This is a genomic window from Methanobrevibacter sp. (assembly GCA_022775905.1).
Taxonomy (GTDB): domain Archaea; phylum Methanobacteriota; class Methanobacteria; order Methanobacteriales; family Methanobacteriaceae; genus Methanocatella.
Genome location: JALFJX010000004.1, coordinates 61,233 through 79,831, shown reverse-complemented (window position 1 = coordinate 79,831; position 18,599 = coordinate 61,233). Strand labels below are relative to the sequence as shown.

General features: G+C 30.8%; 19 protein-coding genes. 2 read left to right on the top strand and 17 right to left on the bottom strand.

The window, feature by feature from the left end:
- The 16 genes from MR875_01185 to rfbD form a co-directional block, all read right to left on the bottom strand.
- Positions 1 to 516 (bottom strand): AEC family transporter (locus tag MR875_01185; GenBank protein ID MCI6993468.1); only part of this gene is annotated, 516 nt, incomplete at its 3' end.
- A gap of 311 nt (positions 517 to 827) precedes the next feature.
- Positions 828 to 1,763: a DNA repair and recombination protein RadA gene (gene radA, locus MR875_01180; GenBank protein MCI6993467.1), complete on the bottom strand. Its 936-nt coding sequence runs from the start codon at positions 1,761 to 1,763 to the stop codon at positions 828 to 830.
- A 21-nt stretch (positions 1,764 to 1,784) separates the two neighbouring features.
- Positions 1,785 to 4,439 carry an OB-fold nucleic acid binding domain-containing protein gene (locus tag MR875_01175; protein ID MCI6993466.1) on the bottom strand — a complete coding sequence of 885 codons (2,655 nt, stop codon included), beginning with the start codon at positions 4,437 to 4,439 and terminating at the stop codon, positions 1,785 to 1,787.
- Between the two features lie 154 nt (positions 4,440 to 4,593).
- Complete coding sequence (locus MR875_01170) at positions 4,594 to 5,997, bottom strand: undecaprenyl-phosphate glucose phosphotransferase (GenBank protein ID MCI6993465.1); 1,404 nt, start codon at positions 5,995 to 5,997, stop codon at positions 4,594 to 4,596.
- A gap of 51 nt (positions 5,998 to 6,048) precedes the next feature.
- The gene (locus MR875_01165) at positions 6,049 to 6,906 is read right to left on the bottom strand and encodes a glycosyltransferase family 2 protein (protein MCI6993464.1); all 858 of its coding nucleotides are present in this window, start codon (positions 6,904 to 6,906) and stop codon (positions 6,049 to 6,051) included.
- Positions 6,907 to 6,910: 4 nt separating this feature from the next.
- Positions 6,911 to 7,870: a glycosyltransferase family 2 protein gene (locus tag MR875_01160; protein MCI6993463.1), complete on the bottom strand. Its 960-nt coding sequence runs from the start codon at positions 7,868 to 7,870 to the stop codon at positions 6,911 to 6,913.
- Between the two features lies 1 nt (position 7,871).
- A complete protein-coding gene (locus MR875_01155; protein MCI6993462.1) occupies positions 7,872 to 8,831 on the bottom strand; it encodes a glycosyltransferase in 960 nt (319 codons plus the stop codon).
- Positions 8,832 to 8,842: 11 nt separating this feature from the next.
- Positions 8,843 to 9,922, bottom strand: coding sequence for a CDP-glycerol glycerophosphotransferase family protein (locus tag MR875_01150; GenBank protein ID MCI6993461.1), 1,080 nt, complete (start codon positions 9,920 to 9,922; stop codon positions 8,843 to 8,845).
- Positions 9,923 to 9,937: 15 nt separating this feature from the next.
- Positions 9,938 to 10,216 (bottom strand): hypothetical protein, encoded by a 279-nt coding sequence (locus MR875_01145; protein ID MCI6993460.1) that lies wholly within the window; start codon positions 10,214 to 10,216, stop codon positions 9,938 to 9,940.
- A complete protein-coding gene (locus tag MR875_01140) occupies positions 10,216 to 10,482 on the bottom strand; it encodes a hypothetical protein (protein MCI6993459.1) in 267 nt (88 codons plus the stop codon). Before MR875_01140 ends, MR875_01145 begins: the two co-directional genes overlap by 1 nt.
- 239 nt (positions 10,483 to 10,721) lie before the next feature.
- Complete coding sequence (gene rfbB, locus MR875_01135; GenBank protein MCI6993458.1) at positions 10,722 to 11,729, bottom strand: dTDP-glucose 4,6-dehydratase; 1,008 nt, start codon at positions 11,727 to 11,729, stop codon at positions 10,722 to 10,724.
- Positions 11,730 to 11,733: 4 nt separating this feature from the next.
- A complete protein-coding gene (rfbC, locus tag MR875_01130) occupies positions 11,734 to 12,294 on the bottom strand; it encodes a dTDP-4-dehydrorhamnose 3,5-epimerase (GenBank protein ID MCI6993457.1) in 561 nt (186 codons plus the stop codon).
- 4 nt (positions 12,295 to 12,298) lie between these two features.
- On the bottom strand, positions 12,299 to 13,165 hold the full coding sequence (gene rfbA / locus MR875_01125; GenBank protein ID MCI6993456.1) for a glucose-1-phosphate thymidylyltransferase RfbA: 867 nt from the start codon (positions 13,163 to 13,165) through the stop codon (positions 12,299 to 12,301).
- 33 nt (positions 13,166 to 13,198) lie between these two features.
- The gene (locus MR875_01120; protein ID MCI6993455.1) at positions 13,199 to 13,429 is read right to left on the bottom strand and encodes a barstar family protein; all 231 of its coding nucleotides are present in this window, start codon (positions 13,427 to 13,429) and stop codon (positions 13,199 to 13,201) included.
- 1 nt (position 13,430) lies between these two features.
- The gene (locus MR875_01115) at positions 13,431 to 13,880 is read right to left on the bottom strand and encodes a ribonuclease (GenBank protein MCI6993454.1); all 450 of its coding nucleotides are present in this window, start codon (positions 13,878 to 13,880) and stop codon (positions 13,431 to 13,433) included.
- Positions 13,877 to 14,716 (bottom strand): dTDP-4-dehydrorhamnose reductase, encoded by an 840-nt coding sequence (gene rfbD, locus MR875_01110; GenBank protein MCI6993453.1) that lies wholly within the window; start codon positions 14,714 to 14,716, stop codon positions 13,877 to 13,879. Before rfbD ends, MR875_01115 begins: the two co-directional genes overlap by 4 nt.
- A gap of 72 nt (positions 14,717 to 14,788) precedes the next feature.
- On the opposite strand from rfbD, the gene MR875_01105 reads away from it, so the two are divergent.
- Positions 14,789 to 16,027 (top strand): nucleotide sugar dehydrogenase, encoded by a 1,239-nt coding sequence (locus MR875_01105; GenBank protein ID MCI6993452.1) that lies wholly within the window; start codon positions 14,789 to 14,791, stop codon positions 16,025 to 16,027.
- On the opposite strand, the gene MR875_01100 is transcribed toward MR875_01105, so the two are convergent.
- Positions 16,024 to 17,232, bottom strand: coding sequence for a DUF2264 domain-containing protein (locus MR875_01100; GenBank protein MCI6993451.1), 1,209 nt, complete (start codon positions 17,230 to 17,232; stop codon positions 16,024 to 16,026). The two genes, MR875_01105 and MR875_01100, sit on opposite strands and share 4 nt — an antisense overlap.
- 119 nt (positions 17,233 to 17,351) lie before the next feature.
- Between MR875_01100 and hacA the strand changes: the two genes are divergently transcribed.
- Entirely contained in the window at positions 17,352 to 18,599 is a 1,248-nt protein-coding gene (gene hacA / locus MR875_01095; protein MCI6993450.1) for a homoaconitase large subunit, read from the top strand.

The window sequence follows — 18,599 nt, the reverse complement described above, 5'->3', positions numbered from 1 at the left end:
ACCTAAAACAACAGCCCATAAAGGTGGGAACAATAAAATTTCCCTAAATGCTCTTTTAACAGTTCCTCCAAACTTAAGAACAAGAACAAAGGACAATAACAAGAACATACATGTTGTAGCTAAATCACAAAATATAGCTCTTAAAAATCCTGGATGGCCATAAACACCTAAATTGACAGGATATCCCATGAAAGCTGTATTGGCTATCATTACTGTTACTAAAACACTCCAAATTTTTTTATCATCATAATGGAGTCTCTTAAGAACAATGTAAGATATAACACCTGAACCAATTGATGCTGTTAAAATAACAAACGGCAAAATTCCCAAAGTAGGTAATAGACTCATATCTGCAGAATAAAGGGCAGAAAAAATCATACAAGGCATAAGGATATACATTACAATCTTATTTAAGGGATCAATATCCTTTTCACTTAAAAAATCTATTCTTTTAAGGAAATAACCTAAACCAATCATTAAAACAATAGATATAATTGTAATTTCAATTGCATTCATATTAATACCTCGAAATATAACTATTGATCTAGATATTTATAAATGTTTGTTATAGCTAAAACAAAACATTATTAATTTTATTGAATTAAATAATAAAATGAGGATTAAAAAATGTTAAGAATATGTTAAAAATGCTGAGAATAAGTTCCTTACGAATAAAATCCATATCATTATTGTAGAACCTAAATTGGCTTTGCATAATTCAGCAAAGATTATAAAACATTGGTTATAACGACTAATAAAAAATTAGAGACAAATCTAAAAAGCAGAAAATATTTTCAAATGTAAAAAAAGAGGGTTAAAAGGTATAATTAATCAACAATACCTTCGGTTTTAATTTTAAATACACATTCACCTTCAGGCAAATGAGGGCTGTCTACTAAACGAGCAATTCTTTTACCTGCTAAACCTTTTTTAAGCCAGATTCTATAAGTAGATGCATGTCCTAAAACATGTCCACCAATAGCTTTAGTAGGACTTCCAAAGAATGAATCAGGTTTAGCTTGAACTTGGTTTGTTATGAAAACAGCTACATTATAAGTATTGGCTATTTGTTGAAGTGCATGTAAATGTTGATTTAATTTTTGTTGTCTTACAGCTAAAGATTCCCTTCCAACATATTCTGCTCTGAAATGAGCCATCAATGAATCAACAATAACCAATTTAACATTTTTACCACTTTGTATTAAATCATTGATTTTGTCAACCATTAAAATTTGGTGAGAAGAGTTGAATGCACGAGCAACATGAATTCTTCCTAAAACATCTTCAACATCTAATTCAAAACCTTCTGCAATTTGTCTAATTCTTTCTGGACGGAAAGTGTTTTCAGTGTCAACAAATACACATTCACCATCAAGACCACCTAATTCTTCAGGTAATTGAACAGTAACAGCTAATTCATGAGATATTTGACTTTTACCAGACCCGAATTCACCGAATACTTCAGTAATAGATTGAGTTTCAATTCCACCACCAATTAAATCATTGAATTCTTGGCTACCTACAGTAATGTGACCAACATCTTTTCTTCTTTCATCAACTTCTAATGCAGTTTCAAAGTCGATATTTTCAGATCTACGAGCAGCTTCAATAACTTTTTCAGCAACACCTTCACCGATTTCTGCTTTTACTGATAATTCTTTTGCAGTAGCAGTTGCTAATCTCATCATATCAGCAAATCCTGCATCTCTTAATTTTTCTGCGGTTTTTTCTCCAACACCTGGTAAATCATTTAATTCAACCATAATTCTCATTCCTTAATTTATTTAAATATATTTTGCTAAAATTCTCTTAGGATTTAACCTATTCTCTTCACTGTATTCGTCAAAACTAACATTAGCAACAATTTCAATAGTTTGACCATTTAAATCTTCTAAAATATCTTCAATTCCATAACCTTCATCATAAGTTCTGTTGATTTCATCTTTTTTCATACTGATTAACTCTTCAGCTAAATCATCGAAGAAAGTTACTTTAATTGAACCTGTTTCATCTTCAATTCTTAAAGGAACCATAAGAAGATATCTAGGTTCATCAAATACATGACCACAATTATCACATATGAATTCATCTTCAGAAGTTTCTACATTATTTCCACAAGCAGGACATTTTTTACGAATAATTCTATCAGTATCAACATCAACAATAGTTCCAGTTACACAGACATTAACATCATCTTCAGTTAATGCCTCAATAGGTTTAGGAACATAAATTGCTTCCATCAATTCTTCTTGTGTAGGCAATCTTTCAATTTCACTTTCACTTGGTTCTAAAATTGCAGTAGCTCCACTTACAATAGCTTCAATACGAGCATCTCTATCTAAATCAAAGCGAGGATTTTGTAATTTAATTGGTTGACCGATTTCAAATTCTCTGTTTGCATCATCATTCCATAAGACGACTCTAATAGAACCAGTTTCATCTGCAATTTCTATATTTCTAACAGAACCAGTATCACCATTATCCCTTTCAAAGTTACGGACATCATTTAATTCAATTACACGACCAATAATAATAACATCTTGATCATCTTCATCGATTTCCTCAATCTTTTTATAGTCATATAATGCTTTTTCTAATGTAGATAATTCAGGTATAAACATTGCAGAAGCTTGTTCTTCGGATAATTTAATAAGACGAGCCCCGCCACCAATATTTAAATCTACACTATACATTCCAAGTCTTGTTCTTGCATTTTCAATTTGGTATGCATCACCAACTTCATATGATTCATCAGCACGTTCATTCCATAAGGATAACCTGACTTTACCAGATTCATCAGCAAAAGTCATTGAGAGTACACGACCAACAGTTCCATCATCTCTTTGGAATTCTCTAACTTCATCTACTGAGAGAATTCTACCCATGATATCAACTTCAATACCATCATCATCAATGAATTCAACTTCACCAATTGGAGTTCTTTGTCTTAATTCTTCTTTCAATGCATTGAGTTCATCCAATTCTTCAATAGATAAATTTTCAGGATTAATTGTAATTTGTGTGTTGAAATTGGTATTCATTGAGTATCCACTTTGGGTGTAATCATCATATCTTACATCACCACCAATAATTTTGATTATATCTCCTTTATTGATTGGTAAATTTGCATCATTACCCCATAAAGTAACTCTAATTTCACCGGTAGTGTCTTTAACATCGAAATTTCTTAATCTTCCTTCATTACCATCGGTTTTTCTAATAAATTTCTTAATATCTTGAAGTTTTGAAACAATACCTTTTATTGAAACATTAGTGGATTTGGATACTTCGCCAATGAGGGTGAAATCTTGGGTAACTTCAGGAACATCGAAATCCCCTTTAATAATTCTTCCATCCCAATGGGTTAAGGTCATTTCACTTTCACCATCTCTGTTAACTCTTTCACGAGCTTGAGCTTGAATAATTTTAACAGAGTCACCATCCTCAAGACCTAAATCACTGATCAATTCAACATTTTTATTCCATAATGTGTAAGTAATCTTACCAGAATAGTCTTGTAATTCAATTGAAGCAACTTTTCCTTCCTTACCATTCTTTTCATAAGTTCTTACAGTAGGAATTCTAACGATTCTTGCAATAATATTAACTTTTGTATTATCCTGAATATCGGAAATTTGAGTAATCTCTTCTTTATATTCTGGGAATCTTGAAGGATCTTCATTTAAATGAGTTACAATAGATCTTGGCCTTAAATTAGCCTCAAGACCAGAATAACCCTCTTTAATATCAACATCTTTAATTTGAATAATATCTCCTTCATTAACATTTTTGAGAAGTTTAATATTTTGAGTCCAGAATACAGTTCTAATTGTACCAGTATTATCTTTTAATTCAACATTACAAACTTCCCCACTTTGTCCTTTACGTGTTTTAAAGGATCTTGGGTTTGAAATAGATATTACTCTACCACAAATATTTGCGCCTCTAGTATCTTTTTCAAGTTTATCAATTGTATCATCAGAATCTGGATCTTCAGAGGCATATCCTGCATCTTCATCAACATATTCTCCAACAACACTTTCAGCAAAGGCAGATTCATTCATGAATGGATTGTCTTGATTTTTATTTTTGTAATACTCCATTCTTTTCAAAAAGTCTTCTTCAGAAATTTTATCACTGACTTTATTATATTGTTCTAAAATTTCTTCAGTCATTGTAAACCCAGTTTCCACACTAGGTTCAACGGAAGTTCCTTCATCTGAACTTACATCAAATGGTAATTCTTCAGAACTTTCTTCTTTCTTATCCATTGTATTTTCAATCCCATAATTTTGTAATACCATACGTGCACAATCTAAATCATCAAAAAATGGAATTTCATCATTACTTTGACGGACAGCATCCATTTCAGCTTCAAATTCTTCTTCAGAAAGTTGGTCCTTAATTTTTTCGTATAATTCTAAAATTTCTTCTTGCATACCAAACCCCTCATTGAAAGTTAATTATTAGTTTGTAATTAGAATGTATATAAATTATTAGAGAGAGCATTTGAAAAGTAATCTATATACTAAAATTAAAAAAATTTAATATAAATATTTCTTAAGTGCGACTATATTAAAATATGAAAAATAGTTAATATGCATTAGGATTTTTCTTTAATGCAGTTTTAATCATAATAGCCAAATCCAAACCCATGTGCCAGTTTTCTACATATTCAATATCATATTCTATACGTTTTTTAATGGAAGTGTCTCCACGGCAACCATGGATTTGAGCCCAACCTGTTAAACCAGGTTTAACTTGGTGTTTAACCATATATTTTGGAATAGTTTCCTTAAATTGATTAACAAAATATGGTCTTTCAGGTCTTGGACCTACAACACTCATATCGCCTTTTAACACATTGAAAAATTGAGGTAATTCATCAATACTAGTTTTTCTTATGAATTGTCCAACTTTAGTTTTTCTTGGGTCATCTTTTGTTGTCCATTCAGACTTTTCCTCATTAGGGTCTTGAACCTTCATACTGCGGAATTTATACATCATAAATGGCTTACTGTTATGGCCAATCCTTTCCTGCTTAAATATAATTGGTCCAGGAGAAGATATTTTAATCGCAATAGCAGTGATTATCATAATCGGAGATGTGATTATTATAGCTATTAATGAAATAATGTAATCTGAAAGATATTTTAAGAATTTATTGAAGTCATCATCAAGTGGAACATACCTTATATTAATAATAGGAATATCTTCAATCATATCAACTGAAGGCTGAGCAGGGAAATACCTAATATAATCCGGAATGATTTCCGCTTTGATTCCAACCCTTTCGCAGCTTTCCACAAGGTCATTGATTTTATAATAATATTTTAAAGGAATAGCTAAAACAACCCTATCAAACCTATTCTTGTCAAGAACCTCATCAATATCCTTAAATGATCCTATGACACTACTTCCTTCAATCTCACGACCAATATGCTCTGAACGTCCTAAAAAACCACTTACAACAAAACCTAAATATGGATTTTCACGAATTTTACGTGCAAAACTAAATGCCAAATCATTATCCCCAACAATGAGAATATGTTTAATATTTTTATTGTTAATACGTATCTTTCTTAAAATGGTTCTAATTGTAAATCTTTCAATAATTCCAAAGAAAGTACCGATAAGAGCTAATAAAAATAGCATTATTCTTGAAAAGTCTGGCTGATTTATGATAAATAAAATTGAAACCAATATGACAAATGCCATTATATTTACTTTAATAAGCTGTGTTGCCTCTGAAAATATATTTTTATAAGTTCTGCGGGGCTTATAAAGATCAAATGCAAAGTATAAAATTAAATAAACAGGTATAACTGCAAAAGTAAAAAATAAAAGATAACTCAAAGAGCCTAAATGCCCTCCAATTGGTCCAAATAGAGTAGTTTTAAATCTTAACCATAAAGAACATAAGAGAGCCAGTCCGATGACTAGAACATCAATTACAACTAATGAAAAATTTAAAAATTTCTGATTTTCTTTAATCATAATAACTACTCCAAAACTAGTTTCTATTAATTATTTGAAATTAATAATTATTTAATCTTTCTTTTTAAAAATATTTAAAAATAATTTTAAAACACATAGAATAGCTATTCCCAGATAAACAACCCAATTTACTAAAAATAAAGATTCATCAGCATGATGTTTTTTGTAATAAATATACATTGCACGATAAAACTCATAAATTAACTTGGATTTCTGTTTTTTACTGCTGGCCCCTTTTAAATGAGTAATTTTAGACTCACCATAGTAAATAATCTTCCAGCCTGCTTTTTTAATTCTGTAACAAAGATCTATATCTTCACCATACATGAAAAATGTCTCATCAAGAAGTCCTGCATCTTTTAAAGCATCTGCCCTCATGAACATGAATGCACCAGTTAAGCAATCAATCTCATAAATTTCGTCATCAGGAAGGCTATCCAAATTATAGTCATTATCTTTACTATTTGCTGGAATGTGGAATAACCTGAAAAATGAATTCTTTACATTTGGAAAACTTCTTTTACATGCTTTGTCAAGATCTCCATTTTCTAAAATGACCCTACATCCACTAGCACCCACATCAACATGCTTTTCCATATATCCATAAATATTTTCCAGAGCATTTTCCCAAACTATAGTATCTGAGTTTAAAAGAAGAACATATTTTCCTTTTGCAATTCTTAATGCCTGATTGTTTCCAGCTGCAAAACCATTATTGTCTTTTGATGCAATAAATGTTACATTATCTTTAAAATATTCTTTTAAACGGGCTAAACTATCATCACTGGAAGCATTATCGACAACTAAAATTTCATATTCAAATGGATATTCATATTTGAATATAGAATTGATAGTATTCTTTGTTAGTTCAAATGTTTGATAATTTACAATTACAACTGAAAGGTCCATATAATCATCTTTTTAAAAATTTAATAGTGTTTATTATTAATCTGAATTCCATTTTAAAATAATTTTTTGTATTTTTTGATTCGAATTTGACTTTTTCTATTTTATTTCTACAAGATAAACCTTCGCGAATACCTGCCAAATAAGTAGAACCGAATCCTTTCTTACAAAAGAATATATATTTAATTAAAAATCCTAAAAACAGGAAAACAAAATTCACGATCTTTAGAGGAATTGGTAAATTCTTATAAACCACCCAAACATTGTTACGGGCAGCCAATTTAACCTTAAATTCATTGTATCTACTTCCAGATGTCGCACTTCCTATGTGATAGACAATAGCATTAGGACATAAAAGATTCCTATATCCATTAATCTTGGATCTTATTGCTAAGTCAACATCTTCCATATATGCAAAAAAGTTATCATCAAACAGGCCAATCTCATCTAAAATAGATTTGTTATACATTGCCGCTCCTGCACAACTTGAAAATATATCCTTAACTTCATTATATTCGCTGGATTCATGATTTTCACCAACTTTTTTAGTCCAAGCAAGCAAATTGTACTCATCTCCAACATCATCAATCAGATTTTTATTTGTATATTGGAGCATTTTGGCTTGAACAGAAAAAATATCATCACTGGAAGTAATTAAGTCTATTAAAGATTTGATTGATCCTTTTTTAATTTCAGTGTCATTGTTGATTGAGAATATAAGATTATTTTTAGCTTTTCTGATTCCTTGATTGACTGCAGGAGAGAAACCTACATTCTCTTTATTTTCTATTAATACTAAAGGAAAATCAAAGCTATTGCTTTTAAGATAATCCAAACTACCATCAGTGGATCCATTATCAACAATGATAACTTCACCAATATACTGACTATCCTCATTAAGAGAATTTAAGAATGTTTTTAGAAATCTTTCCCCATTATAATTTGGTGTTACAACTGAAACTTTCATACTAATCAATTGAATTTTTAATTTTTTTCCATACTTTATAATATATATTAGGATTTAACAAGAATAATTTTATCTTAAATTTGGATTTTGAATCCCCTTCAAATTTAGATAATTTTTCAAATAAGTCCAATTGATGCATTTTTTCGATTACATCCTCAAAATTATAGTCATTATAGAAAAAATAATTCATATTTCCAAAGATTGCTTTTGGAATCCTAGATGTAACTATCAAATTAGCCAGTTCATCTTTTCCATGACTTCTATAATACTGAGCAAGGTTTTCAAAAATATTTACAACTTCAAAACGCTTGAATTCTGATGTCCTAATTGCTGATTCATCATGTTGAACATAATAATAGGTTATTTCATTTCCAAGGGAAATATTTTCCCCAAAAATAAATGTTTTTAGTGCGAATTCCGTATCTTCCCCATAAACAACATTAGGAGTAAATCTGATATTGTTTTCATTGACAATACTTGTTTTATACATCAATTGACAGAAATGAAACGGAATTTCCATGTTTAATTCCATCCTAATAAAATCATCACATGAAATTAACTTTTCTGTGAAATGATGAGGTTTAGATAAATGTTCCCCATCCTTTTTAACAAATTGTGTTAAACTAAAATCAGTTTTACCATTATATAACTGAGATAAGTGATCTTTAGTAATAAAATCATCTGCATCAACAAAAACCAGATAATCTCCACGAGCTATTTCAATTCCACGATTTCTTGCACAGCTAACCCCCGCATTCTCCTGATGAATAATCTCATAATGCCTTGTTGAAGTGGACAATTTTTCCTTTATAATTTCCAGACTGTTGTCAGTTGATCCGTCATCGATGACAATTATTTCAAAATCCTCAAAATCCTGATTAATTATTGCATCGAGTGTGCTACCTATATATTCACAACAATTATAAACTGGAACAATGACACTAACCTTAAAATTATCCATTTTATCCACCTTTATCTTAATAGAAAATCAACAATTCTTTTAGATGAATTACCATCAATTACATTAAATTGAGTCTTAAGAAATTCAGAAATTTTACTTTTATCAAATTTATTATTTTTAATAACATCAATCAGTTCACTGGAAGTAAAAACAATTGGTCCTGGCACGGTTTCCTTAAAATCATAATAGAAACCACGTTCATTTGATAAATAACTATCCAAGTCATATGTGAAAAATACTACAGGCTTATTTAATGCGACATATTCTATCATTATGGATGAATAATCAGTTATTAACATATCACTTATTAGTATTAATTCCTGTTCGCTTTCATAACTACTTACATCAATATATTGTCCAATAGCTGAAATGTCATCCTTATAGAAGTCTTTAATTTTTGGATGAAGTCTTAAAGCCAAAACATATTCATCACCCAAAACCCTATTGAATTCCTCTAGATTAAGATAATTAAATACATTATTGTATTTTTCCTCATCTCTGAATGTTGGAGCATAGAGAATAATCTTTTTATCTGTTGGAACATTATGTTTAGCAAGTAAATTTTCTTTTAACTTATCAACATCACGATTTTCAAAATAATAATCCATACGAGGAAGGCCTAATGACTTAATCTTATTTGTAGGCATCTGAAAGGCTTCAGAATAATACTCTTTAATATTATCTGATGTAACAATCAAATAATCAGTGTTTTCAGAAATTTTTCCAAGAATTTCCCTGCTTTTGATATCAACAGATCCACCAAACTTCTTTGAAGCCCCCGGTGCATGCCACAATTGAACAAGTACATTTTCTGGACTAAATTTCATGAATGCCAATGGAAAAAAATTATCGTTTAAAAAAATGAATTTAGAACTAGCTAACTTCCTGAAACTATCAATAGAAAGTTTATCTTTATAAAAATAATAAAATTCAAAGTTTCCCCTATTTTCAAATTCCTTTTGAATGTAATTTAAATTACCTTTAAATGACTCCCTTGAATCAATAATAAAGGAAACTCTATTTTTTTTAATATTGGTGCTTTTAAATAATTTAAATAAAACACCGTATATCTTATGCTTTAAATAACTCATATTAACAAAATCTAATTAGAAAAATGCTAACATTCCAGGTAATGATTCAAGCATAGCTTGTATACCTAAGATGAAAATAGCAAGTCCGCCAATGAAATTAATATGACGAGCATATTTCATAGCTATTCTTGTACCGAATGTTCCAATTAAAAGCCAACTAACTACGGCAATTAAACTCAAAATAGAGAGAATAATTGGATCCACATGTGCATTAACACCTTGAGCAGCTAAAATTAAGTTTTCAATGTTACCAAAAATCAATAATGCTAAAAATGGTTTTAATTCACTCATCATTAGACACCCCTCACAGACTCAACCATTGCTTGAATACCTAGAATAAAAATAGCTAAACCACCCATGAAATCAATGAAATCAACATATTGAATTAACATGGAAGTAGCAACTGTACCAATTAATAACCATAAAACAACACAGATAATACTTGCAATTCCTAATTTAACAGGATTAACTCCTGCAACAACTCCTTGTGAAGATAACACTAAGTTTTCAATGTTACCAAAAATAATTAACCCCACAAAAGGCAAATATTGCTCCAACATAATTCACCAGTCCTCCTATAATAAATATTTAATTTATATTTATCTCCTTCACTAATCTAATTAAATATATTATGATATATAAAAGTATCCTAAATCAAACTAAAAATTTTATTCTAATATTTAAAAAAAAATCAATATTATACACTTTAAATATTAATTAATATGAACAAAATAATAAAAATATAGAAAATAAATTAAATAAATGATTAAAAAATAGAGGTAGATTTCAAGTGTAAAAATTATCTACCTTTATACATTTTGTTATAATATTCCTGGTATTGGCCACTTTTGACTTGACTGGTCCAATCCTGATTATCGAGATACCATTGAATTGTTTCTTTAATTCCAACCTCAAATGTGTATTTAGGAGACCAACCCAAATCATTTTGAATTTTACTTGAGTCAATAGCATAACGCCTATCGTGACCTAACCTATCGGTTACAAATTCAATCAATGATTCATCCTTATTCAATTGACTCAATATCAATTTAACAATTTCAATATTCTGTTTTTCGTTATTTCCACCAATATTGTAAACTTCACCAAGTTTACCTTCATGTAAAACCAAATCAATAGCTTGGCAGTGGTCATAGACGTGTAACCAATCCCTGATGTTTTTTCCATCACCATAAATTGGTAATTTCTTATTTTCCAGAGTATTTGAAATCATTAATGGAATCAATTTTTCAGGGAATTGATAAGGTCCATAATTATTAGAGCAGCGAGTAATGTTTATAGGCAATCCAAAAGTTTCGCCGTAAGCACGTGTAATTAAATCCCCACCTGCTTTTGAAGCTGAATAAGGACTATTAGGCTGTAAAGGAGTCTCTTCAGTAAAATATCCAGTTTTTCCTAAACTTCCATACACTTCATCAGTTGAAATCTGAATGTATTTTTCAACACCAAATTCCTTAGCGGCATTTAATAAGACCTGTGTTCCCAAAACATTGGACTTAATGAATATTTCAGGATCTGTTATACTTCTGTCAACGTGACTTTCAGCTGCAAAATTGATTACATAATCACATCGTTTAACTAAATCATCAATAACATTTTTATCCCTTATATCGCCTTTAACGAATGAATAATTATCTTTATCTTCAATATCTTTTAAATTTTCAAGGTTTCCGCAGTAAGTCAGAGCATCAAGGTTAATGATTTCATATTCTGAGTATTTATTAACCATGTATCTAACAAAGTTACTTCCAATAAATCCTGCTCCACCAGTAACAAGTATTTTTGACATGCAATCACTCGTATTTAATTTGGGATTCTTTAAAACTTAGCCATTTTTCATCTTTTTCAGATAAGATTATTTCATCAATATCATCTAATGGCCAGTCGATAGCTATGTCTTCATCATCCCATTTGATTCCACTTTCATCTTCTCCATGATAGACTTCAGTACATTTATAAACGAATTCCGCTTCATCGGACAACACTAAAAATCCATGTGCAAATTTTGGAGGGATAAACAATTGTTTTTTGTTTTCATCAGACAAAATAGCTCCAAACCATTTACCGTAGGTGGGAGAGTCAGCTCTTAAATCTACACCGACATCGAATACTTCTCCTTTAATGACACGAACCAATTTTCCTTGAGGGTATTTGACTTGTAAATGCAAGCCTCTTAAAACTCCTTTTGTTGATTTGGATTGATTGTCCTGAACAAAAGTTAAATCATAGCCCTCTTCTTTAAACTCTTTTTCATGATATGTTTCCATAAAGTATCCTCTGTTATCTTCAAAAACAGTAGGTTCTACTACAAACATTCCATCAATACCGGTTTCTGTAAACTTAAATTTTCCCATATAATCACTTTTTAGCTAAATTAAATAAATATTGTCCATAATCTGTTTTTTTAAGCTCTTCTGCAGTTTTTAATAATTGTTCCTTATTAATATATTTTTTAAGATAAGCAATTTCTTCAAGACATGCAATATACAAACCTTGTCTTTTTTGAATAGTTTCAATAAAGTTTGCAGCTTCCAAAAGTCCTTCATGTGTTCCTGTATCAAGCCAAGCCATTCCTCTTCCTAAAAGTTCTACTTTAAGTTTTCCACGTTTAAGATATTCTTCATTAACAGAAGTAATCTCCACTTCACCTCTTTGGGAAGGTTCTACATTTTTAGCTATTTCTATAACATCATTGTCATAAAAATAAAGACCTGGCACAATATAATTGGATTTAGGATTTTCTGGTTTTTCTTCAACAGAAAGTACATTCCATTCTTCATCAAATTCAACAACACCAAATGCTTCAGGATTATTTGTGTAATAACCAAATATCACTGCACCCTCATCCAATTGAGTTGCTCTTTCAAGAATTTCAGTGAATCTATGACCATGGAATATATTATCCCCCAAAATTAAAGCAACATTATCATCACCAATGAAATCCTCACCAACAATAAATGCCTCTGCAAGACCGTTAGGATTCTCCTGAACAGCATAGGAGAATTCGATTCCTAAACTTGAACCGTCACCCAAAAGATCTTTAAACATTGGTAAATCCCTAGGAGTTGAAATAATCAATATTTCTTTGATTCCAGCAAGCATTAAAACAGAAATTGGATAATAAATCATTGGTTTATCATATAAAGGCAATAATTGTTTTGAAACTGCTTTTGTAATGGGATAAAGACGAGTTCCAGAACCACCTGCAAGTACTATACCTTTCATAATAATCACTTAATTAAATATTATTTTTTATAACTAATATAATATCTCAAATTTTAAAAAATCATTCTCTTTAGAGGCATCAGCAAATGTATCAAGAATATCCTTATCGACATCACCCGGATTAATTAATTGAATATCACAGTCCATTTCACATAAACAATCGTATAATGCATCTAAATTTTTACCATAGTATTCAGGCAAATTCAATACATCCATCAGATAATCATGACCATTCTTTTTAATCAATTTTCCATCGATTTGCATATTAAACCTCTGTGAATGTGTTGTAATGGTCATCAGTATAATAAACTTTGTAATCACCAGTATTGTAAACTATCCTTTCTGCTCCACGAGCAGTTCCATTTGCATCAATATCACATTCAATGTATTTATCGTCACTGTCTGGAAGTACATGCTGTCTGTTTGTAAATGTATCCCCACCTATACTTTTTCCAGGAGCATATTTTTTAAGAGGCCCACCATGCCAACCAAGACTTTGAGCTTCTTTTTTAGTTATATAATTGCTTGGAAGTTTGTGAAATTCTTTGATGTATGCAGAAACTTCATCAACAGTACAATATTGGCCATCCTCCACTACATTAACATCACTTGAATCATCTCCAAAATGCAAAAAATCGAAAAATCCTGCACTTACAGCGGAAATACTAAATAAAGCAACAATCAATGCAATGACTAAAACTAATTTTTTATTCATTTAATCAACTCAATATATTCTTTAATAGCTTCTTTATAACTTCTAAGTGGTTTGAAACCTTTTTCTATCCAATTTTTATTTTCCAATACAGAATAACTTGGACGTGGTGCGGGTCGTGCGAATTCAGATGCTGTAACCGGAATTACTTTAACATCCACATCTGCAACTTCAAAAATATATCTTGAAAATTCACACCATGAGCAGCTTCCGGAATTTGTTAAATGATAAATCCCATAAAAATCTGTTTCTATCAATTCTGAAATAGCTTTTACCAAATCTAGAGTATAAGTAGGAGTTCCAACCTCATCGTATACCACAGTTATTTCAGAATGGTCTTTTGCAAGTTCAAGCATTGTTTTTGGGAAATTCTTACCATTGATTCCATACAGCCATGCAGTTCTTATAATAAAGTATTTGTCAAGGATTTCAAGAATAGCCTCTTCTCCCTTAAGTTTACTTTTACCATAAACACTTATAGGACCAATTTCATCATCTTCGGTCCAGGGCCTGTCATTTTTACCATTGAAAATATAATCAGTACTTATATGAACTAAAGGACAGTCAAGTTCCTTGCATGCGATGGCGAGATTTTTAACTCCTTCACTATTTACAGCATAAGCAATGTCCTGATTTTCCTCACATCCATCAACATTAGTGTATGCAGCAGAATTTATAACAAGATCAGGTTCGTTATCTAAAATAAAATCTATTGTGTGTTCTTTATCAGTGATATCTAATGTTTTGGAAGTAGTAAGTATTAATTCATGAGCATCATTTAAAACTTCTTTCAAGTCATACCCCAACATTCCATTAGAACCAGTTATTAAAATCTTCATATTACCACTTAAACCTTTTAATATTAGTTTTAACAAATATTATATTTATATTTAAAAGACGGAGTTAAAATTATGAAAGTATGCATTATAGGTCAAGGTTATATTGGACTTCCAACCGCAGCACTCTTTTCAAAAAGTCATTGCGAAGTTGTTGGAGTAGACATTTCAGAAAAGATAATCAACAATCTAAATAAAGGAATAGTTCACATTGAAGAACCAGGTATAAGCGACCAAATCAAAAATGCAGTAGACAAAAAAGTATATTCCGCTAGTTTAACTCCGCAAAAAGCAGATGCATTCATTATTACTGTACCAACACCATACATTGTTGAAAATTACAGCTGTGATTTGAGTTATGTTATTGAAGCATGCCACTCAATATTACCGGTACTTGAAAAGGGAAATACAGTCATTATTGAATCCACAATTGCTCCAATGTCAACTGACGAGCAAATAAAACCAATATTTGAAAAAGCAGGTTTTACAATTGGAGAAGATTTATATCTTGCACACTGTCCTGAAAGAGTACTTCCAGGAAGAATAATGTATGAATTAGTTAACAATAATCGTATTATCGGTGGAGTTACACCAGAATGTGCAAAAAAAGCCAGTGAAGTGTATGGCCAATTTGTAAAAGGTGAATTAATACTCACAGAAGCAAAAACTGCAGAATTATCAAAATGTATGGAAAATACATTCAGGGATGTTAACATTGCTCTTGCAAATGAACTTGCAAAAATCTGTGCTGAAATTGGTGTTAATGCACTTGATGTTATTGAAATGGCCAATAAACATCCAAGAGTTAATTTACACTCACCAGGACCTGGTGTTGGAGGCCACTGCCTTGCAATTGACCCATACTTTATTTATGCAAAAGCTCCAGAAACAGCTAAAATCATTAAATTAGCAAGAGACACCAACAATTCAATGCCTGATTTTGTATGTGAAAATGTTAAAAAAATCATTAAAGAAGGTAAAATAAGCGTTTTAGGAGTATCTTACAAAGGAAATACCGATGATGATAGAGAAAGCCCTGCTTATGAAATTATAGCTAAATTAAGTAGTGATTATGAAATTTTAGTTCATGACCCTCACATTGAAAACCCTAATTATGTAAGTCTTGAAGAGGCTGTAAAAGATAGTGACTTGATTTTGGTACTTTGTGACCATGACGAATTTAAAGATTTAGACTATGATTTAATTAAAAGTAGTATGAAAAGTCCAATAATCTTTGATACAAAAAATATAATAAAAGAAGTTCCAGACGAAATTAAATTATATAATTACGGGAACTTATATGAATTAAACTAAAAATTAATAGATTGATCTTTTTGAATTGGATGTCCACTCCATGCTTTAAGACTACTCCATTCTGCAGCCGGTGCTTGCCAGAACTGATCATTCATATCCAAACCTAAAGCTAAGAATATGAAACAACAGGAATAAAGAGTACCAGTGCTTGTGTTATCATCAGCAATATCCACTTGTGAACCATTTAAACCAATAACCAACCATCCTTGTGAATTGAAATTTTTATATGATTCAAATTGATTTCTTAATATTTTTGTAAGAGCAGACCTAACTTGAGTAGGATTGATGTTTCTTGGCAATATTTTAAGCAATGCAGCTTGAGACATCAAATGGAAAATACCACAACGATAAGATAAGAATTTTCCAACTAATGGATAAGTTCCTTCAGGTGAAATAACCCTTTCAAGTTGAGATGCTAATCTTGAAGACCTCATTAATTGCACATCCAAGAATTCACCATCTTCAAGGCCATATTTTCTCATTACACCTAAAATATCATTAAGCATAGGATGAATAAATAAACTGTTATAATAACCTAATTCAAACTCTTCACCATCAGAGTATTTTGCATCACCAATATATAGCTCATCCCTAAATTTACGAATACCATATACTAAACGTTCCTTATCACATTCACCAGTGAATTCTAAAAGGGCTGCTTCAATCATTGAAGTGTATAATAACCAATGATTTTCATAAGGAGCAATAACTCTTGTACGTTTAAGTTCACCAATTATTCTAGCTTGAATTTTAATAGGTAAATTTACCCAAATTTGATTTTTAGCTCTGAGTAATCCTTGAGCAAATAAAGCAACATCAACTAAAGATTGTTTAGGTTCTACAACAAAAATATAATCATTACTCTTTGGATTAATAACATTAGAAATAGCTTTTAAAGTTAAATAAATGTATTTTTCACGAATTTTTCCTTCTTCAGAAGCATCAACACCAAGTTCCAACCAAGGTGCAATTCCATTGAACACTCTTGTAAAAGCATCTAAATAAGCAATATTATGACTTTCAGCAGAGACTGCTTCAATAGGCATGTTTTTTTTAAGAGAATCTCTTGCCAAATTGTTTAATACAGGGAAAGCAACTTTTTGTAATGTTGAAACCCAAAAGATCCTATCTTCCAAAATAGGAGGTTTCTCCTCAATAACAGGAGCTTCTTTTTTTTTGAATCTTTTAAAAATTGAGTTACTCATGCTATATATTTTTGAAAAACATATTATATAAATCTATAAAATAATCAAATTTTTGAAAATAAAGCAATCATTATATATTTTATAATGAATATATATTTATCATTAATAAAGAGGTTTATATTATGCCAACAATGTCAGAGAAAATATTAGCCAGAGCTTCTGGAAAAGAAAAAGTAGAAGCTGGAGACATAGTTATAGCAAATATTGATGTAGCGATGACTCATGATTTAACTGGGCCTCTTTCAGTAGAATCTTTTGAAAAAATTGGAGCTGAAAATGTTTGGGATGCATCAAAGATTGTCATTCCTTTCGATCATCAGGTTCCAGCAGATTCTATCGACTCAGCTAATAATCATATAATAATGAGAGAATTTGTTAAAAAATACAACATCGAAAACTTTTATGATGTTAATGCAGGAGTTTGTCACCAAATCTTACCTGAAAAAGGACATGTAGTGCCTGGAGAAGTCATTGTAGGTGCAGACTCACATACCTGTACCCATGGAGCATTAGGTGCATTTTCAACAGGGATTGGATCAACAGATATGGCAATGGTATTTGCCGAAGGTAATTTATGGTTAAAAGTACCTGAAACCAACAGATTCAATATTACTGGAGATTTAAAAGAAAATGTCCACGCTAAAGATGTTATTTTGAATATCATTGGAAAAGTGGGTGCGGACGGTTCAACTTACAAAGCCTGTGAATTTGCCGGTGAAACCATATCAAATATGAGTATTTCAGATAGAATGGTATTATGTAATATGGCAATTGAAATGGGTGGAAAAACTGGTTTAGTAGAACCTGACCAAAAAACAATTGATTATGTTGAAAAACATTCTAATAAACCTTATAAAATATTTAAAACTGATTTAGATTCATCTTCACTTAATGTAATTGACATTGATGTAAGTGACTTAGAGCCACAAATCGCTTGTCCTCACAATGTAGATAATGTAAAACCAATAAGTGAAGTTGACCAAGAGATCGACCAAGTATTCTTAGGATCTTGTACCAATGGTAGATTAAGCGATTTGAGAGATGCGGCTAAAATATTGAAAGGAAATAAAGTAGCTAAAGATACTAGAATGTTAGTTATTCCAGCATCTAGAGAAATTTACATGCAAGCATTAGATGAAGGACTAATCAAAATATTTGTTGAAGCTGGAGCGCTTGTATCTGCTCCATGTTGTGGCCCATGTCTTGGAGGCCATACAGGAATTATTGGACCTGGTGAAGTAAGTCTTTCAACATCTAACAGAAACTTTAAAGGAAGACAAGGAAGTCCTGATGGAAAAGTATTCTTATCCTCTGCTGCTGTTGCTGCCGCTTCAGCAATTGAAGGAAGAATTGTGGCTCCGGAGTGA